Origin of the sequence: Formosa sejongensis (assembly GCF_033447105.1) — a bacterium.
Classification (GTDB): Bacteria; Bacteroidota; Bacteroidia; order Flavobacteriales; family Flavobacteriaceae; genus Formosa.
This window is the reverse complement of the sequence record NZ_JAWQUN010000004.1, coordinates 18,423-43,574: the sequence shown is the minus strand read 5'-3', so window position 1 is coordinate 43,574 and position 25,152 is coordinate 18,423. Positions and strand designations below refer to the sequence as shown.

Here is a 25,152-nt window from a genome sequence, read left to right as displayed (position 1 = left end):
CTAATAAGTTTAATAATCGTTATTCTGTTTTAAACACGCTACTAATTGCTGTTTCTACTCTAACAATAAGTACAATCACGGATAGTATAATTAATATAGCGCATATAATTTTAGCCGTTATTATAGTTGGCTGATAAACAAATCCCATCAAACCCATCAGCGCTAAAACTAAACCTAATTTCATAAACTCTTTAGAAGAATACTGCTGTGCAAAATCCCATCTCGCTTGATTTTTCATAGAACTTCGTGTACGATAACCATAAAAGCTATTTATGTTACGAGGAGGAAATTTAAAGAGAATAAAGCCAACGACTAAAAAAATTAGACCTGTAGTAGTTGGAAGTAAAAACATTAAATTAGTAGACATATTTAATTCTATCAGTTAGAGTTATCATTCTAAAGATATTAAATTATTATTATCTAACGTGCAAGCTTTCACTTTAAAAGCCTATGCACTACATCTCCGCTGAAAACATAAATGTAGCCAAGGCCCATATTATCGCAGATAATATACCTCCTATAATTGCAAAATGACGGAAAGAATAAATACCCAACCCATAAATAATAGTATTGGTTTGGTAACCCATGGGTGTAAAGAAACTGAAATTAGCAGCAAATAAGATAGACAAAATAAAGAACTTGGGATCTAAGTTTAAACCTGCCGCAACAGATAGTGCTATTGGCATCATGATAATAGCAGTTGCATTATTAGAAATAACGCCACTAAAGAGCATGGTAATCCCAAACAATGAAGCGATGACTAGCATAGGACTTTCACCTTGAAGCAAACCAATTAAATTTTCTGACAGCCAAGCTTCTGCTCCAGTGTTTTTCATGGCAATACCTATGGGAATTAGGCCTGCAAGCAAGAAAATGACTTCCCAATTTACTTCCTTATAAACTGTATTTAATTTTAAGCAATTAAAAACCAGTAAGAGAAAAACGCCAACAATTGTACTTTTTACAATCGGAAATAAGCCGCTCGCTGCTAGTCCTATAGTAATAAGTAAAATAGCTAATGAGATATATTTTTTACGTGTATTAGGAAACGTACTGCTCGATAATTGCTGCATCACAACAACGTGATCGATACTTTCCAATTTATCTACTTCATCGTCGTTTATTTGAATTAGCAGTCTATCACTTACCTTTAGCCTAATTTTATCTTCACGCTTTCTTATTAATCGCTCTTTTGTATTACGGATATTAATACGCTTTTTAATAGCTAGCGGAATAGCCTCCATAATCATTGCTGGTTTTATATCGCCAAGGCGCTTGCCTAATAACTCAGAATTTGGTAAAATTAAAAGCTCTACAATATGAGTTTCTTTCTTTGAAGATTGTTTTACTTTTTCCTCATTATCTAGATTTTCTTCAATATCACTTTCCTCTGTTTTAGATTCATTAAATAAAGTGATTCCTTCTGTTTCCTTCGCTTTTAGAAGATTGTCCATGCTAGAATTAACAAGAAGAATATCCCCTTCTTTTAGGGTTATATATTTTCCAGGCGCATTCGTTGTCATACCATCACGCGTCATTTTAAGCAATTGAATATCAGGATTAGTAAATAAAAAAGTTTCCCCAATAGTCTTACCTATTAAAGTCGACTCCTTATTAATACAGAGTTTAGTAATAAAATCTTGAAGCTCCTTTTCGAATTCTTTAGTGTTCTTAGAATCGTAAGGCAGTAAAAATGACAATGCCGTAACTACCACTACTCCTACTCCAAGGAAAATAAGTCCGTAGTTTGTAAATTCGAAAAAAGATAGTTTAGAAACGCCACTTTGTTCTGCAATTGCATTTACAATCAAGTTGGTCGATGTGCCCATTAACGTACAACTCCCTCCTAAAATACCAGCAAAAGAGATAGGTAATAAAAGTTTCGATTGAGAAATCCCAAAGCGTTGATGCAGCTCGTTAGTAAGTTTCACAAAAACAATTACCACTGCGGTAGTACTAATAAATGCAGATATACTTGCCACAACAAGCATAATTACAGGAGTGAGTATCAAAAGAGGTAAACCCTTGAGTACAGTCATTGATTCGGACAACATATTAATTACTCCATTTTGCTCCATGGCCGTAGCAATAATCATGAGCATAAGAATGGTAATGGTGGCGGTATTACTAAAGCCTGTAAGTGCCTCTTCGGGAGATAGAAAACCACATATAAGAAGCGAAGCCAAAACGAAAATGGAAATTTTATCAATAGAGAAAAGCTCGAGCGCAAAAAAAACGAGGCTCAATCCCAATATACCAAATATGATAATGATCTCGGTGGTCATAAGTGCAATAGCATTTGTTTTAAAACTTAGCTAAAGAGTTCTTTTAAATTTATTTCTAAGCAGTTATGCTCCTATTTAGTAATTCAAAGTCAGTTTTTAATCAAGCCTTTTCTGTTTTTACTAAAATCTAAATTAAGAAAAATTCATGTACACAAATTAGTTTTTATTAACTCAAATGAGATTATTAATGGTCTAAACACAGTCCATTATACAATTTACTATACTTTATTTAGTACTAGTTGAAGTTCGGTTTGGATTTTATTCTTATTAGAAAATAAACCTAACACTTAATAAATTTAGTATTCTGTTTATTACTCATATAATCGGACTTAAAAGTTAAGGTTTCGTTTATTCCAAGTTTGACAACTAACTCCAATTGTAGCAACAGTCTAAAATGTTCTATAAACCCAAGTGTTAAATTGAAAAAGGAAGCTTGTAACACCTGGATAAAACCAAGAACTGAATATCATATTTTGCTTTTATTTATTATTAAAATTCAATTACAAAATCTCCCAGACCGTATTAAACAAATATATTATGGTTACGTTTAAACACCACCTTATGTTTCCTACATATAATTATAATCAGGCTTATTTTTATGCAAAAAAAACAATTTCCCTTCTCAGATAGTTTCTGTTTACAAGGTTTTCAAGTAGAGTTTTATCTTACTACCAATCTGTGAATCTCAATTAATTTCTTTACTCTTTTTCCAATTAAATACTTAAATAACCTACTTCTTGGGCAACATCACCTGCATATATTTCCTTCTAGTTTTAATCAGTTTATATCTAAAATCGTCAAAATACAGGCTTAAAATCAAAATAAGAGCTGCAAAAATTAAGGTATTCAGTTTTAAATTCAATTCAGAGTACAAGAATCCACCTATAAATCCACCAGTAAAAAAGAATAGAATAATAAAAACTCGTAATTTAATATTCGATTTTAATTTTTCTCTATTAGGATGTAGTTTAGGAAACAATAAATGAGACAAGTCTATACCTAAATCTGTAAATAGTCCTGTTAAGTGGGTTGTTCTTACTACAGCGTTCGAAATTTTTGTTACAAAAGAGTTTTGAAGTCCCATCGCAAAAAGCAATAAACAGATAATTAAATCTGGATATTTAATTTCAACAATATTACTGAACAGTCCGATAGATATTAGAATTATAGCTTCTATAAGTGATGGTAATACAAAAACATTAAGCTTTTTATTCTCTTTAAATTTATCGATTAAAAAACTAGACAGAAAGGAACCAAATAGGAAAGCGAAAATATAAAGAAAATATATGGTGCCTTTCCAAAAATCTAAATTGGCAACATCATATATAAACAACGCAAAATGCCCTGTTACGTTGGTTGTTAATTGTTTAAAAGCTAAAAAACCCGTTACATTTACAATTCCCGCCACAAAAGATAAGACCGTTGCTATACGTAGGTTATGTTTTAAAGTACGACTTTTGCCTTGATGTCTAAACATGTATTTTTGTTATGTTTAATTAGTATTGTGCTATAATTTTAGAGTAATTTTGAATTAAGAAACTAAGGTAATATAGTTGAAAATGTAATTTATTACACTTTAAGGATAATGCAAAAAAAAATCTCTATATGAGATTTTTTTTAAGTATTATAAAGCTTTGATAAGTAATTCTGCTGTTGCTGGATTTGTTGCTAATGGCACATCGTGCACATCGCAAATTCTCATAAGCATAAAAATATCTGGTTCGTGAGGATGCTTTTCTAGAGGATCTCTAAAAAACAATACCATATGACACAAGCCTTCTGCTACTCGAGCAGCGATTTGAGCATCTCCACCTAAAGGACCAGATAGATATGGAGTAACTTTAAAACCTGCTTTCTCAACTTTTTGACCTGTTGTTCCTGTAGAAATTAATGAGATATTTTTTTGATCTAAAACTTCACGATTCTCATTTAAAAACTGAACCATTTCAGCTTTCTTACCATCGTGAGCGATAATTGCAATTTCCATTATTCTATATCTTGAGTATGAAATTTCGCTAAACCTTCAATTGGACGTCTGGCAAAATTACCGACAGTAAAATTCATTTCTTTCGCAACTTCTAATATTTCAGCTTTAGCAAAATAAGCTATTGAACCTGCAAAATGAACTGGTACTGTTTTAATTTCTTCTTTAAATTGTAAAATTTGGTTGTTAGCAAACAATCTAATTCCATTTTTAATTAAATTCTGAATGTATTCTGAATCTTTATTTAAGAACATAAACTCAGCAAACGATGCTAAAAATGCATTAGGATTAGGTTGCTTATAAATATTATATTTAATATAATCTGCTTCCAAATTATATTTATCTGCCATAGCTACACGAATTGTTTCTGGCATATTATTAAAATAGTAATCGCGAATTAATTGTTTTCCAAAGTAATTCCCACTAGCGTCGTCCATTAAACTCCACCCTAAAGATTTTACACGTTGGTGTATTTTTGTACCATCGAAATAACTACAGTTAGAACCTGTACCTAAAATACAAACCACAGCGGCTTCTGTTGGTGTATTAATTGTAGAATACACAGCTGCCATAGTATCTTCATCGACAGTAACTTCTGCGTTTTCAAAAAAGCCTTCTAAAACATCTTTTAATTGTTGTTTAGGTTTATCTGTTCCACAACCTGCTCCGTAAAAAAACACATGAGTAACGTCTTTTTTGTACTCGCTTAAAACTTCACTTTTTTTAATAATTTTTTTTAATTTCTTTTCAGAAAGAATTGCAGGGTTTAGACCGTTTGTTCTTACTTTTTCGAGAAGTTGTTTCCCATTTTTATCTACAGCTATCCAATCAGATTTTGTAGAACCACTATCAACTATTAAAATCATAAGTTTAGGTATAAAAAAACTCCACAGAATACTGTGCTTAATACACAATAACTCTGTGGAGTTATTATTAATGAATATAAATTATTTTACTGATGCAATGTGTTGCGCTAAATCAATTAATTTAGTTGAGTAACCATATTCATTATCATACCAAGAAACTAATTTAATAAAGTTATCATTTAATGCCATACTTGCGTTAGCATCGAATGTACTTGTTTTTGGCTCAGATACGAAATCTTGAGATACTACACCTTCTTCAGTATAACCTAAAATACCTTTTAATTCATTTTCAGAAGCATCTTTTAAAGCAGCTTTAATTTCATCCCAAGAAGCACTCTTCTCGATACGACAAGTTAAATCTACAACAGATACATCAACAGTTGGTACTCTAAAAGCCATACCTGTTAATTTCCCATTTAATTCAGGAATTACTTTACCTACAGCTTTAGCAGCTCCAGTTGATGCAGGCACGATGTTGTTTAAAGACGCACGACCTAATCTGTAATCTTTTTTAGATGGACCATCTACTGTGAATTGTGTTGCAGTTGCAGCATGTACAGTTGTCATTAATCCTTCTACGATACCAAATTTATCGTTAATAACTTTAGCTAAAGGCGCTAAACAGTTAGTTGTACAAGATGCATTAGATACAATTGTATCAGTTGCTTTTACATCTTTATGGTTTACTCCCATTACAAACATTGGAGCATCTCCAGATGGTGCAGAAATAGCTACTTTTTTAGCTCCAGCAGTAATGTGCTTTTGTGCACCTTCTAATGAAGTAAAAATACCTGTACAATCTAAAACAACTTCAGCTTCTACAGCATCCCATTTTAAATCTTCTGGGTTACGTTCTGCAGTAATTCTAATTTCGTTACCGTTTACTACTAAATTTCCGTTTTTAGTTGAAATAGTTCCATCAAATTGCCCGTGTACAGAATCGTATTTTAATAAGTAAGCTAAATGATCTACATCTAACAAGTCATTAATACCTACTACTTGAATATCAGGTCTTGTTACTGCTACTCTAAAAGCAATTCTACCTATTCTACCAAATCCGTTAATTCCAATTTTTAATTTTGACATATTCTTAATTTAATGTTTAAGTGGTCATAATATCTGACACACGCAATAATTCTAAGTTAATTTTCGACTGACCTTTTATAGCTTGATCTAAAGGTGTTAAAGACATGACATCGTTTAATAAACCGACCATGTAATTTGTTTTTCCTTCTAACAAACTTTCTACTGCTTTTACTCCCATACGACTTGCCAATACACGGTCGAAGCACGATGGTGAACCTCCACGTTGCATATGTCCTAAAACAGAAACACGTACCTCATATTCCGACATGTGTTCATCTACATAGTCCTTTAATTCAAATACGTTTTTACCAATTTTATCGCCTTCTGCAACGACTACTATACTTGATGATTTTCCAGAGGCTTTACTTCTATGTAAAGATTCTAATAATCTATCTAATCCTAAATTTTCTTCTGGTATTAATACCTCTTCTGCTCCTCCAGCAACACCAACGTTTAGAGCAATATGCCCAACATCGCGTCCCATAACTTCTACAAAGAATAAACGGTCGTGAGAACTCGCGGTATCTCTAATCTTATCGATAACTTCTACCACTGTATTTAAAGCTGTATCGTATCCTAATGTATGAGTAGTTCCAAAAATGTCGTTATCAATTGTTCCTGGGATTCCCATTACTGGCATATCGAATTCTGAACTAAAAACCATAGCTCCAGTAAAACTTCCATCACCACCAATAACAACTAAAGCATCTACGCCTTCTTTTTTTAAGTTTTCGTAAGCTTGTTGTCGGCCTTCTTTGGTCATGAAGTCTTTAGATCTTGCAGTTTTTAAAATGGTACCACCTTTATTAATGATTCCTTTTACACTACGAGCATCCATATTAATGAATTCACCACGAATCATACCTTGATAACCTTGTACAATTCCTACACACTCTATATTATGAAAAGCACATGTTCTGACTACCGCACGAATTCCAGCATTCATTCCAGGAGAATCGCCTCCGGATGTTAAAACACCTATTTTTTTAATGGTTTTTGACATGTTGTATTGATTTATTAGCTAATCTACTAAAGATATTCAACATAAAAAACCACTTTTAAGACTTTTTAACAATGGGTATTAAACTATAACGTTTGAATTGGTAAAAAAGTTAAAAACTTATTTATTAATTAATTAAATGAGGAAATCTGACCCTATTTTTCGTCTGATTTTTCTGGTTTCATATTAATAGAATCGGGAATAACACTTTCAGAATTTGGAGTCTGATTTTCTGAGTTTTCGGAATCATTTTTGTTCTTTTCTCCTTTTAATATTTTATGAAGTAACTCTTTAAAAGTATCAAAATCGACATTATATGAAATTCCTACACCTTGAGTATAACCAATTTCTTCACCAAAATCTTGAATACTGTTTTCTCGGTTAAAAACACTTGCGGTTAATGTCCCTTCTTCGTTAAGTAAAAAGTTAACTTCTATATCTCCTGCAATTACAGTTTGGCTTACACCACCAACAGGTACATCTACATTTCCATTAATCATTACACGGTCGCTAATTTGAGTTTGTAGCGTTACTCCAAACCTATCATCGGTTTGATAATCTGGATTACTTTCCCCCAACTCGTAATTCAGTCCGATATTTAGTTTATTATCACCATCAGAAAACAATCCATTCACAATACCATTTAATCGCTCTGTTAAAGTACCATAAGGATTAATTCCTGATAAACCACTTGCAAAAGATCCTGTGGTTAATAAATACAAAGCTTGATTATCACGATCTTCTTTAGACTCTAATTTATAATTAAGTTCAGATTTTACAGTAGAATTCACATTTGGAAATTCGAAACCAAAATTAACTTCTGGTTTTTCTAACTGATTGGTTAACTCTATTTCTAAATTTATTGGTATACTTTTATTTATAGGATTATCTAAAAGAGGCGATGGATTTGCTTGTGTTTTATAAATCGCTTTAAGATCTATTCTTGCCGCTAACGGATCTCCATCCCAGGCGATAGTCCCTCCGGGTTGCACATTAAATTCTTTCTGAATTAATCCTCCATACATAAAATTGTACACACCTTGAAACACAGAAAAGTCACCATAAATTTTAAATTTTCCTGTTGTATTAATTTCAATTAGCAAGCCTCCTATTCCACGGCCTTTAATGGTACTTCCGGAATCGCGATCCATAACAATTTCGATTTGTGCATTGTTATTAACGTCCAAATCAAAATCTAATTCTAATCCTTTAATATCTTTAATAACAAGTTCTCTTCCTTCTAACTTTGCCTGTTTTTCTTCAGCAGTTAAAAAATGTATAAACGAATTATCTCCAAAAGATTCTGAATCATTCATTGGTATTTTAAAAACCGTACCTTCCTTAGTTTCTGCAACTACAGAGATAACTAACTCTTCTGTTGGACCAAAAATAGTAGCACTACCGCTAATAAAACCTGTTCCGTAATACAGGGCATCTTCAGAATCGTCTGTATTTAAAACCAGTAAGCGATCGGTTTTAATATCTAAACCCAATTCCCAATCGGAAAAATTATGATGTTTTATAAAACCTGCTAAAACCCCTTTGGTTTCGAAAACATTATCGGTTATTTTTATATCATCAAAAACAAATTCTTGATCTTTTAATAATACCCGAGATCCATCGGCAAAATTATAATTGGTATTTAATATAGGAACCTGCAAACCTGCTTCACGCAAATCTAAAACCCCTTCTATGGATGGTTTTTTTAAGTTCCCAATAAGTTTAGCGTCACCAGAAATATACCCTCTAATATCGTTAATAACATCTTTTCCTAACGGACTAAATGGTTTTAGATCGAAATCTTCAAATTTTAAATCGACATCTATATATGATTCATTATTTAAAGCATCTATATAACCAATGGCCAAAAACGAATTTTGTTCATCGTTCTTAATTTTAGCATTAACAAAATATCGCGTTAGATTCTCGTTTCCTGTAATATTCCCAGTAAACGATCCCAGCTTATAACCATTCACTTCTAAAAAATCTATGGATACATCTGAACTTGGTAAATAATGTCCGTTTTGCTGTAGAATATCAATCTTACCATTTAATATACCACCCAGGTTTAAACTATCAAATTGAGGCGTTACTTTCGCTAAATCTACCATATCGAAGGTGAGCAGTAAATCTTTTGCAACCGAATCTTTTAAGAATCCACCCAAAGTAATAACTTCATCGTCTAAAGACATGATTAATTTATGGATATTAATATTCTTTAAATCTTTTGAAAACTCTACTTTGTTTAAGGTATCTCGTTCTTCATTAATGTACCAAGTGCTATTTTTAAAAGTAACATCAGACTTTTTAAATCCTAGAACAGAATTATTCTTGGCATTAATAGTATGGTAAAAATTTAAATTATAAACATCGTCATTGCGTTTTCCTCCTTGGAATTCAGTACGCATAAACAGGGTGTCATTCAATGTTTTATTTACCAGATTAAACCTAGAGATATTATAAAATTTAGTTTTTATACTATCTATCTCTACATAGGTATTATACAAAGGATTTGTATTATTAATATCGATTTCTATATCACTAGCAAAATAATCGTACAGTCTAATTTCTGGAGATTTGAATTTAAAATTCACCGATTCCTGGTTACTTTGTACATGCCCTTTTACGAAGGTGTTTTTACCTAGCTTTATGTCGGGGTAGAACACTTCTACAATTTTATTATAAATTGTAAAATTAAAATCTAAGTATTGATTTTCTTTAATGAATTGAGCATCAAAATTACTGTAAATACTACCAATAGCATTTTCGAACATGATACCAATATCTCTAAATCTGAAAATCCCACTCATTTCTCCTTCAATAATATCAGGAGAATCGACTGTGACATGACGAATGGAATCTTCAAATACTGATGTTATATTAAAATCATCGAAAACATAATTATCGTGTTCATTAAGGTAGTTGGCATCAGAAATAGAAATAAGACCTTCAACATCGTTTATAGACGTTCCTGCAGCTTTCATTTCGACCAATCCTTTAAAGATAGAAACCGTATCGTTTTTCACGAAATTTAGTTGTATCAAGTCGGCATACTGTACATTAGCAACAAAATCTACTACTTTCGTTTTTTTAGAAAAATCGGCAATACCATTAAATTCCAATTTAAAATTTGGATCGTTACTCACTAAATTACCGTTATATACACTGCTTTTAAAATTTCCTGAAACGTCGATATTTTTATAGGAATAATCATTGAAATCCATATAAAATACTTTTCCTTTAACCTTGCTATTTACATTTATTTCTGTAAATCCGCTTCCATCTACATCTACGTCTAACGATGTTTTATTCAATTTTGGGTTATCTAAATACGTTCCTAAATCAAAATCGGTAACAATTATATTCCCTTTATAAGTAGCTTTATCTATGTTATCGATATTAGTTAAAACTAAATCCGGTTCTATTAAACCTAATGATGTTTGTATGTTTAAATCGGCATCGATTCTAGTTGTTGTTAATTCTGTGCTTCCTGTAATATTAAAATTCCCTAACTTATCGAAGCTTGAAGGAATAGTTTCTCCAAGAATATTTGGCAATAGGGTAACTAAATCTTTATATGTGGAGGACAATCTCGAGAAATTCCCTTTCATATAAAAGTTATTATCGGATCTGTTAAACAAGTTTTTAATGTTTAAATCTCCTACAATTTGAGAATTACGATTGGTTTTAAATTTTAATTCATCAAGATTTAAATCGTTTAAAGTTCCGGTTAATAATACAGAGAATTCTGCACGCTGATTCACTCCAAATTCATTAATAAAATAATTTAGGTCGTTTAACCCTAAATCGGCTGAAGTAATACTTGCATTCACACGAACCTTATCTGTAAAATACTGAAGATCTTCTCTATCGAAATCAAATCTAACATCTCCTTTTAAGGTCGATTCTGCAGTCCTTAAATCTAAATTAGCAAACGTAATATCGTTTAACGTATATGCAAAATTAGTACTCATATTATCTATATGGAGTCCTCTACTATCTGTAAACTCCAAAGTATTTATACGTGTAGACACTTTGGGTCCATGAATTAAAAAATTGGAAGCATTTATGGTAATATCATTAAAAACCATAACCTGTGGAGTTTCTAAATTTTCATTTACAAACGTAAACCTACCTTTATATATAGACACATCGCTAGACGACATCAAGAAATTATTTGGTGTATCGTCGTTAGGATCTTTATCAAATCGGGCTACAAAAATATCTAAATTGGTTTGCAGTTCGTCTTTATAGGTTTTTATATTAAAATCTAAATCGGTTAATGCAATTTCAGAAAACACTAATCTGCCATTATACAAATTCCTAAAATTAACAATATGTGTCTCTAAAAGTTTGGCGCTAATTAAGGTATCCTGCTTATAATCTTCTATATACACATTTTTAATCTGTACTTCCCCATTAAAATGAAGCCCAACAGCACCTATATTTATATGCGTGTTATAAGATTCGTTTAATCTTGACGTTGCATATTTTCCCAATCGTGTTTGCACTCCTGGAATCGCTAAAATCAGAATTAAAATAACAAAGAGCAGCAAAATGATAGCAGCTAGTTTGGATAGTATTTTTAAAAATTTTTTGATACGTTTTAAATTTATAACTTTGAACCAAAAATAACAATACTTCTAATACATTCTAATGCATTCAGAAAATATTTACATATTAGGAATTGAGTCCTCTTGCGACGATACTGCAGCTTCTGTAATACACAACGGAAAAATATTAAGTAATGTTGTTGCGAACCAAAGTATACACGAAGAATTTGGTGGTGTGGTTCCAGAACTTGCATCAAGAGCACATCAGCAAAATATAGTTCCTGTGGTACATCAAGCGCTTACAAAAGCTAATATTTCAAAAGATCAACTCAGTGCTATTGCCTTTACTCGTGGGCCTGGTTTAATGGGTTCTCTTTTGGTTGGAACATCTTTTGCTAAATCTCTAGCTTATGGATTAGATATTCCCTTAATTGATGTAAACCATATGCAAGGTCATATTCTGGCACATTTTATAGACGAAGATGGCTTTAACAAACCTCCTTTTCCTTTTTTAGCGATGACTATTTCTGGCGGACATACACAAATTGTAATCGTGAAGAGTCACTTTAACATGGAAGTTATTGGTGAAACTATAGATGATGCCGTTGGTGAAGCTTACGATAAAAGTGGAAAAATTTTAGGTTTAGGCTATCCTGCGGGCCCAGAAATTGACAAACGTGCACAATTAGGAAATCCGAAAGCTTTTAAATTTACCAAACCAAAAGTAGATGGTTTAAACTTTAGTTTTTCAGGATTAAAAACTGCTATTCTATATTTTATTCAGAGAGAAACAAAAGCAAATCCAAATTTTATAAGCGAAAACATAAACGATGTTTGCGCTTCAATTCAATATACAATTATTGGTATTTTAATTGACAAATTAAAACTTGCTAGTAAACAAACCGGCATTAACCATATTGCTATAGGCGGTGGCGTATCGGCTAATTCAGGGATTAGAAAAGCATTAAAAGATGGTGAACAAAAATTTGGCTGGACTACCTACGTTCCTAAATTTGAATTCACAACAGATAATGCAGCTATGATAGCAATTGTTGGCTATTTAAAATATTTAGAACACGATTTTTCAGAATCTAATATTACAGCTTCAGCACGTTTAAAAATCTAAAAAAAGCCCCTATATTTTAGTTAAAATTTAGTATAATTGTACTCCAAATACAAATTGAATTTAACCCCCATTATCAACCTACTTTATGTTAAAAAACCTACTTTTAACAGGCGCTCTAGTGAGCTCTGTATTATGTTATGCCCAAGATTCTTTTAATGGCTCAATAGAAGATATTACCACTTCTGAACAAGCCGAAATTTTTATTAAAAAAAACAAGAAACTTAAAGGAAAATATTTCGTTTTCAACAAAGAAAAGCACAATACAACCTTAGCCAAAGAGCTTTTCGAAACGCCAATCGGACGTACTAAAGTGTACGAAACCGAATATAATAAAACCACTTATAAGGTTATAGACAAACACGAAACTATGTATTATCGTGCAAGTTATATCTTTATAAATAGTGATGATTTAAACGAAAATGATTTAAAACGATTGAAACAAACCATATATTCAAAATATAACCAAGGGCAACGTTTTTACGATTTAGTTAAACGCTATTCTATGGATAAAAATGCGTCTCGTGGTGGAGACACAGGTTGGTTTATTGACGGAAAAATGCCTATTGAAGTTGAAAATGAATTGATTAAAAACAATAAAAACCACTATTTAAATACACTTTTTACTGTGGATATTCCAGATAGAAATTGGCATTACATAATTTTAAAGACTGAAGAACCAAAACCTATTGAAGAAATTATGGTTGTAAAAATAACCGAAGCCATTTAAACTATGCAATTATTCTACAACCCCGATATTACCGAAAGTAACACACAACTTGCATTTTCTAAGGAAGAAAGTAGACATATTGTAAAAGTGCTTAGAAAAAGTGCTGGTGATAAATTATACGTAACTAATGGTAAAGGATGGTTGTTTACTGCTGAATTAAATTTAGCCGATATTAAAAATTGTTTAGCTACAATTACAGAAAAAGCGTTTCAAACTCCACGAAATTATAACATTCATCTGGCAGTAGCTCCTACTAAAATGAACGATCGTTACGAATGGTTTTTAGAAAAAGCTACTGAGATTGGTATCAATAGCATTACCCCCATTATTTGCGACCATAGCGAACGTAAAATAGTAAAATTGGATAGATTTGAGAAAATCTTACAGTCAGCTATGAAACAATCTTTACATTATTATCTTCCAGTTTTAAACGAACCGATACCCTTTAAAACATTTATAAGTGAGCAACAAACAGGAACGTGTTTTATTGCACATTGTGAAGAAACCAATAAAAAATCTTTAAAGCAGTTAATTAAGCCCAACACAGATATTACTATTTTAATAGGTCCTGAAGGAGATTTTAGTCTAAAAGAAATTGAATTGGCTCTTAAATCCCATTTCATTCCTGTAACTTTGGGACACACTAGGTTGCGTACAGAAACAGCTGCTATTGTAGCTTGTCATACCGCAGCTTTAATTAACGAATAAGTAAATATGAAGTATTTTTGGGCCTTTACCTTATGTATAGTTACCACTTTTGTTTCTGCACAAGATGTTGCTATTTTACAATATAAAGGTGGTGGAGATTGGTACAGTAACCCAACATCGCTTCCTAACTTGGTAAAATACTGTAATGCCCACATAAATACTAGAATAAACCCTAGTGTTCAGAGTGTAGAAACGGCTAGTCCAGACTTATTTCAATACCCTTTTGTACATATGACGGGTCACGGAAATGTGTTTTTTGACGATGCTGATAAAATCAATTTAAAAAATTATTTAATTTCTGGAGGCTTTCTTCATATAGACGATAACTACGGATTAAAACCTTACATTACAAAAGCACTGAAGGATGTATTTCCTGAACAAGAATTAGTAGAATTACCTGCAACTCACGAGATTTTTCAGAAACCTAATCAATTTCCTGAAGGTTTACCTAAAATCCATGAACATGATGGAAATCGACCACAGGCCTCCGCTCTATTTTTTGAAGGACGTATGATTGTCCTTTTTACTACTGAAAGTGATTTAGGCGATGGTTGGGAAGATCCAGAAGTGCATAACGACCCAGAAGATGTTCGTGAAATAGCTCTTAAAATGGGTTCAAATATTATATATTACGTTTTTAATAATTAATGCTTAAATGGCTCAACTCAATCATTATAATACCCAATTCAGTAAAAAAACATTCCCCATAACATTAGTTTGCGACAATGTTACCAATGCACCTAATATTGGAAGTTTATTTAGAACTGCCGATGCTTTTGGAGTTGAAAAACTAATTCTTTGCGGACCTTATATTCCTTTAGGTCGAAAAATGACTAAGACGTCAAGAGCGACAGAAAAAGTTGTTCCTTTTGAAATGAAAGAGAATGTTTCAGAAGTTATTACAAAATTAAAAGCTGATGGCTACCTTATTATCGCCTTAGAAATCACAGATTCTAGCGTTTCAATTCGCGAGTCTAATTTTTCTACCTCTCAACCAATTGCATTACTTATTGGCGATGAAAATTTTGGAGTTTCAAACGCACTTTTAGAACAATCAGATTTAGTAGTACATATCGATATGTTTGGACTAAACAGTAGTATGAATGTTGTTCAGGCTACAAACATCATTTTATACGAAATAACCAAACAAAGTATTTAATTGTTTATTTATATATTTGCTTCATGAATTCAAAAACTCTAGCCAACGGCATTTTAAGAGCGATCTTCACTTTAATCGTAATTGCACTTATTTTATATCTTTTACATCAAATACAATCGGTGATTGTCTATATTATAATCTCGGCAGTAATTTCTATAACAGGCTCACCTCTTGTTCAATTTTTAAGAAACCGTTTTAAACTTAACGACTCCGTTTCTGTAATTTTAACCATGTTGCTAATTATTGGTTCGTTATTTGGATTAATTTTATTGTTTGTTCCGCTTGTTATGGAACAAGGACACAATTTGTCGCTCTTAAATATTGATAAGTTACAAGGAAATCTAGATAATATTTACATGCAAGTTTCTGATTATCTGCAAGGAAAACACATTTATTTAGAACATTCTTTAGAAGATTATCATTTATTATCTAAACTTAATTACTCCGCTATTCCTGAATTTTTAAACTCATTTCTAAGTGGGTTCGGAACTTTCAGTATTGCTTTTTTCTCTGTACTTTTCATCTCTTTTTTCCTACTTAAAGACAGAAAATTATTAGAAAACAGTTTTATGTTAGTTATTCCTGAGTCTAAAAAAATTCGTGTTAAAAAATCAGTATATGCAATAAAACATTTACTATCAAGATACTTTCTTGGACTACTTATTCAGATTTTCATCTTGTTTGTAATCTACTCTATAATACTTTCTATATTCGGAATTAACAATGCTATTGTTATTGCATTCTTATGTGCTCTACTAAATTTAATACCTTATATAGGACCACTAATTAGTGCCATTTTAATGATTGTTTTAACGCTTTCCAGCAACATGCAAAACGATTTTAGTGTTATGCTTCCAACCACAGTTTATGTATTTATAGGGTTCTGTATTGCGCAGTTAATAGACAATTTTCTTAGTCAGCCTATTATATTCTCAAGAAGTGTAAAATCTCACCCTTTAGAAATATTTTTAGTGATTATTATTGCAGGAATTCTTTTCGGAATTATTGGTATGGTTATCGCCGTTCCTGTTTATACCGCTATAAAGGTTATTCTGAAAGAGTTTTTATCGGATAACTTAATTGTTAAACACCTAACAAAGGGCTTATAATTTATACTTGAATACTGAAATTTTAAATACTGAAATTCAAAGGTTTATAAATGAAAATTTAAAATCTAACACCACTTCAATCCTATTAAAAGGGACTACTTTCGAAGGCGTAGAAACACGAGTAATCGTAGAGCAAATTGAAGCTAAAAACAGATGCTTTACTAAATTAGAAAGTTGGTACAACACACCAAACATTTATTACCCCAACAAATTAAATATAGAACAAACATCTTCCGAACGCACTGCAAACTATAAAACATCTTTACTTTCTGGAGATTCTATTTTAGATGTTACAGGTGGTTTTGGTGTAGATTGTTTCGCCTTTTCCAAGCGTTTTAAAAAGGTAATACACTGTGAAATTAATGCAGAATTAAGTGAAAAAGTTGCTCATAATTATCTGCAATTAAAAGTTGATAACATTGAAACCATTCCTGAAGATGGTATTAGCTATTTAAAAAACACAACTCAAATTTTCGATTGGATTTATGTAGATCCCTCTCGTCGTCACGACAGTAAAGGTAAAGTGTTTTTTCTAAATGATTGTTTGCCCAATGTTCCCGAGCATTTAGAATTATTGTTCAAACACGCCGAACATATTTTAGTTAAAACATCTCCATTACTAGATATTGCAATCGGGATTCAAGAATTAAAATTTGTAAAAGCATTACATATTGTTGCAGTAAATAACGATGTAAAAGAATTGTTATGGGTTTTAAAGAAGAATGCATCAACTTCCTTTTCTATTCACACGGCTAACTTAACAAAGACTTCCATTGAAAATTTCGATTTTCCGATGGATTTAGAAGGTTCTTTATACACAGAATATAGTACGCCTTTAAGTTTCCTTTACGAACCCAATTCGGCAATTTTAAAGGCTGGAGCATTTAATTCTGTAGCGCATCATCTGGATGTTTTTAAACTTCATAAACATTCTCATTTATATACTTCAGAAAAACAAATAGAATTTCCTGGTCGTACTTTTAAAATTGTAAAGACAATTCCTTTCAACAAAAAAGCGATTCAGAAAGAAGGTATAAAAAAAGCCAATATAACGACAAGAAACTTCCAGGATTCCGTTTCCGAATTAAGAAAAAAATTGAAGATTACGGACGGCGGTGATGTTTACCTGTTTTTTACTACAGATTTAAATTCCAATAAAATTGTTATTATCTGCAAAAAAGCATAACTCATTTTAAGGTGTTTTGTAAGCATACGATTTAACTTTCGACATTTAATTAAACCAACACTTTTAAAATGACATTTAAATATTTAACCATTTTACTTTTTGCACTATGTTTAGGAGGTTGTTCTTCTAGCGATGATTCTTCTTCAGATATTGATAGTATGGAACTAGAAGAAGTGGATGCTTCTCCCTTTTTAGGAACTTTCGTAGATGCTGCACATCCAACTTCTGGAATGGCAACAGTAAATACAGACAGAACAGAATTGCAACTTACCAATTTTAAATCGGATAGCGGACCGTTATTAGAATTGTATCTAACAAATAGCTTAGAGGTTAAAGAATATATATCTCTTGGTGTTTTACAAGGTTTAAAGGGAGATTACACGTATACATTACCTGATAACGTAGATATCGAAAAGTATAAATATGTTGTTGTTTGGTGTGTAGATTTTTCGGTTAATTTCGGGTACGCATTATTAGAATAAAAGCGTTCTAAAGTGCGTCTACATAAAACCAACACCCATTTTCTTTAAGGAAGCGAGAGTTTTCATGAATCATTTGTAATTCGCCATCTTCCTGAAAAATAGCTTTAAATTCTACTGTACCCTCAGTATCTTTTTCTAAACCTTTTGTTCTTTTTATAACATCCAGTTTAATCCAATCTACAGATTTTGCCCATTTTACAATTTCTTTTTTCTCTTTTATAGGACGTGTACTTTTATGATGACTTTGCATTAAATAATCCCCATTTGCAAATACAAAAGCTGAATATCTAGAACGCATTAATGCTTCTGCGGTTTTCACTTGCATGATGTCGGTATGCGCAATTTCACAACAGTCCTTATACAATTTTTCACTGCAACACGGACATTTCATAAGACTTAAATTTTAGATTGATCTTCTTGGTTAGATTGATCTTCTTGCGATTTCTTTACTATAGTATATAAGCGTTCCTTACGCATTTCTTTATCTGTGCGTAGCTTATTCTTTTTTCGAGTCATAAGCTTGGTATGCTTCGCTTTATTCTTCGTATTCTTTTCTTTACCCTTTTTAGCCATAATTTATAATTTCGATTCAAAATTACAATATTAAAAATGCGTAGATTCTATATTCATGATATTTAATTCAATTTATTTTTAATGATTTCTTATACTCTATGCTAAAATGCTTTTATATCTTAGCAAAAAAAATGTTATGCTAAAAGCAGTTTTATTCGATATGGATGGTGTAATTGTAAATACCGAACCATTACATTACAAAGCATATTACGATATGTTTAAGGCCGTTAATATTGAAGTTCCGCTTGAACATTACCAACGCTATACTGGCCGTTCTACAATTAGTACTTGCAGAGGTATTTGCGACCATTATAAGTTAGAAAACGACCCTGAAGAATTAGTGCAGATTAAACGAAAATCTTTTCAAAAACTTTTTAAAAACGATCCAGATTTAGACCTTTTGCCAGGCGTTCTCGATTTGATTAAGAATTATCACGAAAACGGAATCACTTTAGTTTTGGCTTCTTCGGCTTCACAGATTACTATTCACGATGTATTTACGCGATTCGATTTAGATAAATATTTTAAAGGTCGAATTTCTGGAGCAGATTTGAAAGCCTCTAAACCACATCCAGAAATTTTTGAACGTGCAGCAGAAATTGCTGGTTTTAAACCTTCAGAATGCATGGTAATTGAGGATTCTACAAGTGGAATAAAAGCATCTCATACTGCAGGCATTTATTGTGTTGCTTATAAGAGTCCGCATTCTAAAAATCAGAAATATGATTTAGCTAATAAATTAATTTCAGATTTTAGCGAGATAACTTATGAAAACATAAAAACAGAATTCGAAAACTAAAATTCTATTTCTTAAATCTATTTTATGCCTTTTTGGTTTAAGAACCCCGAGCGAATTATAAAAGAAGAAGTCCATTATCTACTTTATCAATAACATTTTTAAATCTGGATAGGTTCCTTTAAAAACATTTAAGTCTATAAACCCTTCCACTCCATTAATCTGACCGCGTTCTGTAAATTGCCAAATATTCCAGGGTTGTGTAAAAGGCTCAGTATAATTACCATAGTTTGCAATCCAAATGGGATATTTATCAAATTCAGGTGTATTTAAATGTTTACGATAAAAATGATCGCCAGTATAAATTATTGGAGTTACTCCATAATGAAGTTCGACATCGTCCAACCATTTTTTTATACCAATTTTTAAATTCTCGATAGATTGAATTGTAGATAAATTCTCGATATCTAAAATTGGTGGAAAATCTCCGGGTTTTAAATTTACATGTTCTTTAAATTGTTTTGACTGACTTAAAGAATGCTGGTTGGGTCTGTAATAATGGTAAGCACCACGAATTAACCCTTTATTTTTAATAGTTTCCCAATGTGTGATATATGCATTATCTAAACCATCAATGCCCATTGTAGCTCTAATAATTATAAATGCAATAGGAATACTATCGTTAATGTAATTTACTTGATCCCAGTCTATTTCACCCTGATAATGAGATAAATCTACACCATATAACGATCGCGGATAGCGTTTAAAAATGGATTGGTTCTTTGAGACCGCTGTTCTAGGCACTTGGTTTAATCTATAATATAAAATACTAAGGTCGATTCTATAGTAATATATAGCCAAAAGGAACACGCAACAACACGCTATAATTATAGATAAAATTACTTTTTTCCTCCCCATGAATACAAAGCTAATATATTAAATCTGGATAAAAAAAAGACACATGGAAATTCCATGTGCCTAATTTGTATTACCGCTTAGTAATACCCCCTAATTAACTAATAGCTACTACAAATGTAAACTATAGTAATTTAATAGACTTACGGTTTTTCCGTAATTATTGATTCTTTTCTCCAATGCTTTGGTTATCAAAAAGTTTGAATTGAAATAAAAGTAAATAATTTTTAAACACATCACAAAAAGCCATCGAAACACACCATATTGTCTAATTTATATTTAAAAAAATAAAAATTTACTATTATTTCATTAATTTTTTTGACAATTCACCTTGATATTTATTGATTTTAAGACTATACATTCCTGTAGATAATTCTTAAATATCTATAGTCATATTTAGAATAATCACCGTTTTCACTTCCGTTACTAAAACACTATAAAATTGAATTTTATTAATACAAATACTAGAATTATTTTGAACTTTTAAAAATATTCTGACTTACAGGATTTGGAAACAAACCAATCTTTTGAACTAAAATTTCAGGAATACTAAGTGTTTACTTCACCTCTACAGTGGTCATTTCTGCTATTAAAGCAAAATTTTCAATCTCTAAATAATAGGCTTCAGTCTAATAACTAGTAGACATCACTTTTTTTTTAAAAGTAAATTGTTTAAGCATGTAATTAAATACCTTAAATAAGGTATTTTTAACCTAAATAATATCTTCAAAAACTATTGGTATACCTTTTATCCACTTTCTATTTACTAATTTTACAACATGGAAAAGTCTAACAGAAAAATAACTATAAAAGTAATTATTGGCTACATTGTTTTAGCTGTGGTGGCTGTTACTACAACCCTACTCGTTTTTTCGGAAATTAAAAACTTCCTGAATTTAAAACGTGATGATGTAACAGATAGAAACAAAGTTATAAATGTTGGAAATTTAATTGCAGATATATACGAGAATGAAAGTTTTGCCAGAGCAGCAATTCAAAGTGGCTCTCAAGCTCAGTTTGATTTATATGTTACTAAAAACAGCCTTTTAAATACAGATATTGACAGTTTAAAAATTAAATTAGACAACGAACATCAAGTGCTTTTATTAGATAGTGTAAAACAATTAATCTTTGTGAAATTTGAAAATATTAAAGCGCTTAAACGTATTAAAGAAGATGACATCTCTGAAAAATCTATAGAAGTTGCTTTAAGAAAAATAAACACTATAGAAAGCTCTGTTGGCCGATTAACTATTCGAGATTTTGCAGAAGATCCAAATGCTCTAACTCCAGAACAAAAAACATCCTTAGAAGAATATGTTAGAATATTAAATAAATATCGCCCTAAAGAAGAAGACGATCGCAAAAGTGAAAAACGATTAGACTCTATTGTTGTTGCGGCAAGAGAAATGCTTAACCAAGTTAAAAAAGATGCCCTAACTCAAAAAAACAATTTATCAGACAGAGAAAATTCACTCTTAAAAAGTGATTTAAATGTCTCTCAAAGTTTAAGAAAATTACTCTTTAATCTGGAACATGAGATTTTAGAACATTCTAGAAAACTTAATGAACAGCGTGATTCTGCTCTAACACGAAGTACAAAGATTTTAATTTTCGCGACTATTATTGGGTTGGTTTTAATTATTTTATTCTCTTTTGTGATTCTAAATGATTTCTGGAAAAGTCAGAAATACAGAAAAGAGCTAGAAAAAGCAAATGCTTTTACCTCTTCCCTACTCCAAAGTCGTGAACAATTAATATCGATGGTGAGTCACGATTTACGTACACCTTTAAGCACCGTAACTGGCTATAGTGATTTACTAGCAAAAATAACAAACGATACTAAGTCTAAATATTATATAGATAGGATTTCTAAAGCATCTAAATACATGAAGAGTTTGGTAGATGATTTACTAGAATTTTCGAAATTAGAACGCGGAAATATCGCTATAGAAAATATTCCTTTTTTATTGAATCCTATTATAGAAGAAGTTATGATTAGTGTGAAATCTGTATATCCAGATAAAGACATTGAATTGACTGTAGAACACACCTCTAATATTGAAAAATCGATACTTGGAGATCCGTTTCGCATACGCCAGATACTTTATAACTTAGTAGGTAATGCTTATAAATTCACGGATTCTGGTGAAATTAAAATTGAGACCAAAACCTTTAAAAACGCTGAAAGAAAACCCATACTTCAAATACGTGTTTCCGATACAGGCATTGGTATTCCGCTTGAAAAGCAGTCTATAATTTTCGAAGAATTCACTCAAATTGAAGGCGAAAATGACAAGAAATATGAAGGATTTGGATTGGGATTAACCATATCTAAAAAGTTAGCAAATTTACTAAATGGCGAATTATCTTTTATTAGTGAAGAGCAAAAAGGAAGTACGTTTATTTTATCGCTTCCTATAGAATATAGCATAAAACCAGTTGCTAAATTAAAGCCAAAGAAGCGTGTTATCGCATCTCATTTAAATGTTATTGTGGTGGACGACGATGTCTCTTTAAGACAATTATTATCCGACATTCTACAAGACAACAACTTAAATGTTACTGCTTTCGAAACAGCAAAAGAAGCTTTAAAAGCCATGGAACATTTACCTTACGATTTAGTAATTACGGATATACAATTACCCATAATGAACGGATTTCATTTTATGGAAACATTAAAAGCCTCTAGTTTTTATAAAAATCAACCAATAATTGCTTCTACAGGAAGAAAAGATTTAAAAGGAAATGTTTATAAAGAAAGTGGTTTTGCCGATATCATTTTTAAACCTTATGGCGTAGACGAATTAATAAAAACGGTGAGTAAATGGTTGCCAAATGCAAATTTAAAAGCCGTTTCTCTTTCTAAAACTGACGATGTACAGCAGTTCGAATATTTTAATTTAACACCTATAAGCTCTTTTTTAAATAACGATATAGAATCTCTAAAAGACACCTTACAATTATTTTTAAATGAAACAGAAATCAATATAGAAACTCTTGAAACAGGTATTAAGAATAAAGACCTAGATAGCATTCACGCTACAAGTCATAAAATGCTGACTATGTTTAAGCAGTTGGAAATTAAAAGTGTAATTCCTCACTTAACATACTTCGATACTCTAAAAGATAGTAACGATAAAAACTTCTATACAACTTTTGAATTATTAAAAGAGCAGACTAATTTAACTGTCCTAGAAATGGAACGTTTTATAGATTAATATTGTATTCCTTTATTTTGTTATAAAGCGTTTTCCTGGTAACATTCAACAATTTTGCTGCATGTGTTTTGTTGTGATTTGCTTGTTCTAAGGCACGAATTATTAAATCTTTTTCGTTGTCTTTAGTAGAAAAACTTTTGGATTTTAGTGGCTCAGCATCAAGATTTGAACTTTGGGTTAACTCTGCTGGTAATACGTTACGTTCTATTAATTCGCCCGTAGTTAGCAAGGTTGCACGTTTAATAACATTTCCGAATTCTCTTAAATTTCCCGGCCATGGATAGTCATGAAATACTTTTAAAACGTCGTCTGTAAATCCTATTACGTTTTTATTTAATTGCACATTTGCTTTGCCTAAAAAGAAATCAGCAAAAATAATGAGATCATCTTTGCGTTCGTTTAAATTTGGAATTTTAATGGTAAATTCATTTAATCTGTGATACAAATCTTCTCGAAACAAACCTTTTTCTACAGCCTTTAACAAATCTTCGTTTGTAGCAGTAATTAATCTAATGTCTACCTCGATCTCCTCGCTACTTCCTATAGGCTTTATACGACGCTCCTGCAAAGCTCGAAGTAATTGAATTTGATTTTCGTAAGATAAATTCCCGACTTCATCTAAAAATAAAGTTCCGAAATTAGCCGATTCAAAATGACCTTTCTTGTCGTTTATAGCACCTGTAAACGATCCTTTTTTATGTCCAAAAAATTCACTTGCAGCAATTTCTTTTGGAATAGCACCACAATCTACCGCTATAAAAGGTTTATTTTTTCTTGAACTTGTTTTATGAATAGATTTCGCAACCACTTCCTTTCCCGTACCACTTTCGCCTGTAATTAAAACAGACATATCTGTTGGTCCAACTAACTGAACATACTCATTTAATTTTTTTGAAGTCGAACTTATTCCTGTAACAAATTCAGAGCTTGTATCGGTTACTTTCTTCTCGATTTCTTTTGGAGCACTTGATGCTTTAGATTCAGAATTTAAAGCATTACTTATTACATGTAACACTTCATCTTGATTAAAAGGTTTCGAAATATAATCGATTGCTCCTTGCTTCATTGCTTTTACAGCCGTTGAAACTTCTGCATAACCTGTCATTAAAATTACAGGTGTTTTATCTTTATGCTTTTTAACAATCTCTAATAATTCTAAACCATTTCCATCAGGCAATCTTAAATCTGTGAAGATTAAATCAAAATCCTCCTTTAAAATAATAGCTTTTGCATCCTCAAAACCATAGCTTATGGATACATCATAATTGTGTTTTTCTAAAAAGCGTTTAAGCATATTAGAAAAAGCAACATCATCTTCTATTAAAAGGATTGACTTCATATAATGATAAAAAATTGTAAAAATTTATGGTATAAAATTACGCAAAAAAAAGAGGGTGTTTTAATAAAACGCCCTCTTTTATAGATATGAGTATAAA

The 25,152-nt window shown here is 31.3% G+C and carries 22 protein-coding genes; 10 read left to right on the top strand and 12 right to left on the bottom strand.

Annotation, left to right across the window (positions count from 1 at the left end):
* Nucleotides 1–19: 19 nt before the first annotated feature.
* The 8 genes from R6X41_RS05875 to R6X41_RS05840 all read right to left on the bottom strand — a co-directional run bounded on the left by R6X41_RS05875 (nt 20) and on the right by R6X41_RS05840 (nt 11,777).
* Nucleotides 20–367: an SdpI family protein gene (locus R6X41_RS05875; protein WP_318498341.1), complete on the bottom strand. Its 348-nt coding sequence runs from the start codon at nt 365–367 to the stop codon at nt 20–22.
* An 88-nt stretch (nt 368–455) separates the two neighbouring features.
* Complete coding sequence (locus R6X41_RS05870; protein ID WP_318498339.1) at nt 456–2,285, bottom strand: sodium:proton antiporter; 1,830 nt, start codon at nt 2,283–2,285, stop codon at nt 456–458.
* Nucleotides 2,286–3,015: 730 nt separating this feature from the next.
* Nucleotides 3,016–3,762, bottom strand: coding sequence for a YoaK family protein (locus tag R6X41_RS05865; RefSeq protein WP_318498337.1), 747 nt, complete (start codon nt 3,760–3,762; stop codon nt 3,016–3,018).
* A 147-nt stretch (nt 3,763–3,909) separates the two neighbouring features.
* The gene (locus R6X41_RS05860; RefSeq protein ID WP_318498335.1) at nt 3,910–4,272 is read right to left on the bottom strand and encodes a methylglyoxal synthase; all 363 of its coding nucleotides are present in this window, start codon (nt 4,270–4,272) and stop codon (nt 3,910–3,912) included.
* Complete coding sequence (locus R6X41_RS05855; protein ID WP_318498333.1) at nt 4,272–5,135, bottom strand: BadF/BadG/BcrA/BcrD ATPase family protein; 864 nt, start codon at nt 5,133–5,135, stop codon at nt 4,272–4,274. The genes R6X41_RS05860 and R6X41_RS05855 overlap by 1 nt, the downstream gene beginning before the upstream one ends.
* 81 nt (nt 5,136–5,216) lie before the next feature.
* Nucleotides 5,217–6,221, bottom strand: coding sequence for a type I glyceraldehyde-3-phosphate dehydrogenase (gap, locus tag R6X41_RS05850; protein ID WP_318498331.1), 1,005 nt, complete (start codon nt 6,219–6,221; stop codon nt 5,217–5,219).
* Nucleotides 6,222–6,237: 16 nt separating this feature from the next.
* Nucleotides 6,238–7,224, bottom strand: coding sequence for a 6-phosphofructokinase (gene pfkA / locus R6X41_RS05845; RefSeq protein ID WP_318498330.1), 987 nt, complete (start codon nt 7,222–7,224; stop codon nt 6,238–6,240).
* Between the two features lie 152 nt (nt 7,225–7,376).
* Nucleotides 7,377–11,777: a translocation/assembly module TamB domain-containing protein gene (locus R6X41_RS05840; RefSeq protein ID WP_318498328.1), complete on the bottom strand. Its 4,401-nt coding sequence runs from the start codon at nt 11,775–11,777 to the stop codon at nt 7,377–7,379.
* A 100-nt stretch (nt 11,778–11,877) separates the two neighbouring features.
* On the opposite strand from R6X41_RS05840, the gene tsaD reads away from it, so the two are divergent.
* From tsaD to R6X41_RS05800, 8 genes are all read left to right on the top strand, one after another.
* Nucleotides 11,878–12,900, top strand: a complete 1,023-nt coding sequence (gene tsaD / locus R6X41_RS05835) for a tRNA (adenosine(37)-N6)-threonylcarbamoyltransferase complex transferase subunit TsaD (RefSeq protein ID WP_318498326.1) — start codon at nt 11,878–11,880, stop codon at nt 12,898–12,900.
* A gap of 85 nt (nt 12,901–12,985) precedes the next feature.
* Nucleotides 12,986–13,627 (top strand): peptidylprolyl isomerase, encoded by a 642-nt coding sequence (locus tag R6X41_RS05830; RefSeq protein WP_318498325.1) that lies wholly within the window; start codon nt 12,986–12,988, stop codon nt 13,625–13,627.
* Nucleotides 13,628–13,630: 3 nt separating this feature from the next.
* Nucleotides 13,631–14,335 (top strand): 16S rRNA (uracil(1498)-N(3))-methyltransferase, encoded by a 705-nt coding sequence (locus tag R6X41_RS05825; protein ID WP_318498323.1) that lies wholly within the window; start codon nt 13,631–13,633, stop codon nt 14,333–14,335.
* A 6-nt stretch (nt 14,336–14,341) separates the two neighbouring features.
* On the top strand, nt 14,342–14,983 hold the full coding sequence (locus tag R6X41_RS05820) for a DUF4159 domain-containing protein (protein ID WP_318498322.1): 642 nt from the start codon (nt 14,342–14,344) through the stop codon (nt 14,981–14,983).
* 7 nt (nt 14,984–14,990) lie between these two features.
* The gene (locus R6X41_RS05815) at nt 14,991–15,494 is read left to right on the top strand and encodes a TrmH family RNA methyltransferase (protein WP_318498320.1); all 504 of its coding nucleotides are present in this window, start codon (nt 14,991–14,993) and stop codon (nt 15,492–15,494) included.
* A gap of 23 nt (nt 15,495–15,517) precedes the next feature.
* Entirely contained in the window at nt 15,518–16,603 is a 1,086-nt protein-coding gene (locus tag R6X41_RS05810; protein WP_318498319.1) for an AI-2E family transporter, read from the top strand.
* A gap of 7 nt (nt 16,604–16,610) precedes the next feature.
* Nucleotides 16,611–17,789: a class I SAM-dependent methyltransferase gene (locus R6X41_RS05805; RefSeq protein WP_318498317.1), complete on the top strand. Its 1,179-nt coding sequence runs from the start codon at nt 16,611–16,613 to the stop codon at nt 17,787–17,789.
* 68 nt (nt 17,790–17,857) lie between these two features.
* Entirely contained in the window at nt 17,858–18,271 is a 414-nt protein-coding gene (locus R6X41_RS05800) for a DM13 domain-containing protein (protein ID WP_318498315.1), read from the top strand.
* A gap of 7 nt (nt 18,272–18,278) precedes the next feature.
* Here R6X41_RS05800 and R6X41_RS05795 read toward each other — a convergent pair whose 3' ends face one another.
* On the bottom strand, nt 18,279–18,662 hold the full coding sequence (locus R6X41_RS05795; protein WP_318498313.1) for a YchJ family protein: 384 nt from the start codon (nt 18,660–18,662) through the stop codon (nt 18,279–18,281).
* A gap of 5 nt (nt 18,663–18,667) precedes the next feature.
* Nucleotides 18,668–18,844 (bottom strand): hypothetical protein, encoded by a 177-nt coding sequence (locus R6X41_RS05790; protein ID WP_318498311.1) that lies wholly within the window; start codon nt 18,842–18,844, stop codon nt 18,668–18,670.
* 136 nt (nt 18,845–18,980) lie between these two features.
* Between R6X41_RS05790 and R6X41_RS05785 the strand changes: the two genes are divergently transcribed.
* Entirely contained in the window at nt 18,981–19,643 is a 663-nt protein-coding gene (locus tag R6X41_RS05785; protein ID WP_318498309.1) for an HAD family hydrolase, read from the top strand.
* Nucleotides 19,644–19,721: 78 nt separating this feature from the next.
* Here R6X41_RS05785 and R6X41_RS05780 read toward each other — a convergent pair whose 3' ends face one another.
* Nucleotides 19,722–20,384, bottom strand: coding sequence for a GH25 family lysozyme (locus R6X41_RS05780; protein ID WP_318498307.1), 663 nt, complete (start codon nt 20,382–20,384; stop codon nt 19,722–19,724).
* Nucleotides 20,385–21,274: 890 nt separating this feature from the next.
* Here R6X41_RS05780 and R6X41_RS05775 point away from each other — a divergent pair.
* Nucleotides 21,275–23,716: an ATP-binding protein gene (locus tag R6X41_RS05775; RefSeq protein WP_318498305.1), complete on the top strand. Its 2,442-nt coding sequence runs from the start codon at nt 21,275–21,277 to the stop codon at nt 23,714–23,716.
* Here the strand turns inward: R6X41_RS05775 and R6X41_RS05770 are convergent.
* Nucleotides 23,706–25,055, bottom strand: coding sequence for a sigma-54-dependent transcriptional regulator (locus R6X41_RS05770; protein WP_318498303.1), 1,350 nt, complete (start codon nt 25,053–25,055; stop codon nt 23,706–23,708). The two genes, R6X41_RS05775 and R6X41_RS05770, sit on opposite strands and share 11 nt — an antisense overlap.
* Between the last annotated feature and the right edge of the window lie 97 nt (nt 25,056–25,152).

What these genes read in the sequence shown, in the direction of transcription:
- R6X41_RS05875 (WP_318498341.1), bottom strand. Translation starts at nt 367, where the DNA reads ATGTCTACTAATTTAATGTTTTTACTTCCAACTACTACAGGTCTAATT.
- R6X41_RS05870 (WP_318498339.1), bottom strand. Translation starts at nt 2,285, where the DNA reads ATGACCACCGAGATCATTATCATATTTGGTATATTGGGATTGAGCCTC.
- R6X41_RS05865 (WP_318498337.1), bottom strand. Translation starts at nt 3,762, where the DNA reads ATGTTTAGACATCAAGGCAAAAGTCGTACTTTAAAACATAACCTACGT.
- R6X41_RS05860 (WP_318498335.1), bottom strand. Translation starts at nt 4,272, where the DNA reads ATGGAAATTGCAATTATCGCTCACGATGGTAAGAAAGCTGAAATGGTT.
- R6X41_RS05855 (WP_318498333.1), bottom strand. Translation starts at nt 5,135, where the DNA reads ATGATTTTAATAGTTGATAGTGGTTCTACAAAATCTGATTGGATAGCT.
- gap (WP_318498331.1), bottom strand. Translation starts at nt 6,221, where the DNA reads ATGTCAAAATTAAAAATTGGAATTAACGGATTTGGTAGAATAGGTAGA.
- pfkA (WP_318498330.1), bottom strand. Translation starts at nt 7,224, where the DNA reads ATGTCAAAAACCATTAAAAAAATAGGTGTTTTAACATCCGGAGGCGAT.
- tsaD (WP_318498326.1), top strand. Translation starts at nt 11,878, where the DNA reads ATGCATTCAGAAAATATTTACATATTAGGAATTGAGTCCTCTTGCGAC.
- R6X41_RS05830 (WP_318498325.1), top strand. Translation starts at nt 12,986, where the DNA reads ATGTTAAAAAACCTACTTTTAACAGGCGCTCTAGTGAGCTCTGTATTA.
- R6X41_RS05825 (WP_318498323.1), top strand. Translation starts at nt 13,631, where the DNA reads ATGCAATTATTCTACAACCCCGATATTACCGAAAGTAACACACAACTT.
- R6X41_RS05820 (WP_318498322.1), top strand. Translation starts at nt 14,342, where the DNA reads ATGAAGTATTTTTGGGCCTTTACCTTATGTATAGTTACCACTTTTGTT.
- R6X41_RS05815 (WP_318498320.1), top strand. Translation starts at nt 14,991, where the DNA reads ATGGCTCAACTCAATCATTATAATACCCAATTCAGTAAAAAAACATTC.
- R6X41_RS05810 (WP_318498319.1), top strand. Translation starts at nt 15,518, where the DNA reads ATGAATTCAAAAACTCTAGCCAACGGCATTTTAAGAGCGATCTTCACT.
- R6X41_RS05800 (WP_318498315.1), top strand. Translation starts at nt 17,858, where the DNA reads ATGACATTTAAATATTTAACCATTTTACTTTTTGCACTATGTTTAGGA.
- R6X41_RS05795 (WP_318498313.1), bottom strand. Translation starts at nt 18,662, where the DNA reads ATGAAATGTCCGTGTTGCAGTGAAAAATTGTATAAGGACTGTTGTGAA.
- R6X41_RS05790 (WP_318498311.1), bottom strand. Translation starts at nt 18,844, where the DNA reads ATGGCTAAAAAGGGTAAAGAAAAGAATACGAAGAATAAAGCGAAGCAT.
- R6X41_RS05785 (WP_318498309.1), top strand. Translation starts at nt 18,981, where the DNA reads ATGCTAAAAGCAGTTTTATTCGATATGGATGGTGTAATTGTAAATACC.
- R6X41_RS05775 (WP_318498305.1), top strand. Translation starts at nt 21,275, where the DNA reads ATGGAAAAGTCTAACAGAAAAATAACTATAAAAGTAATTATTGGCTAC.
- R6X41_RS05770 (WP_318498303.1), bottom strand. Translation starts at nt 25,055, where the DNA reads ATGAAGTCAATCCTTTTAATAGAAGATGATGTTGCTTTTTCTAATATG.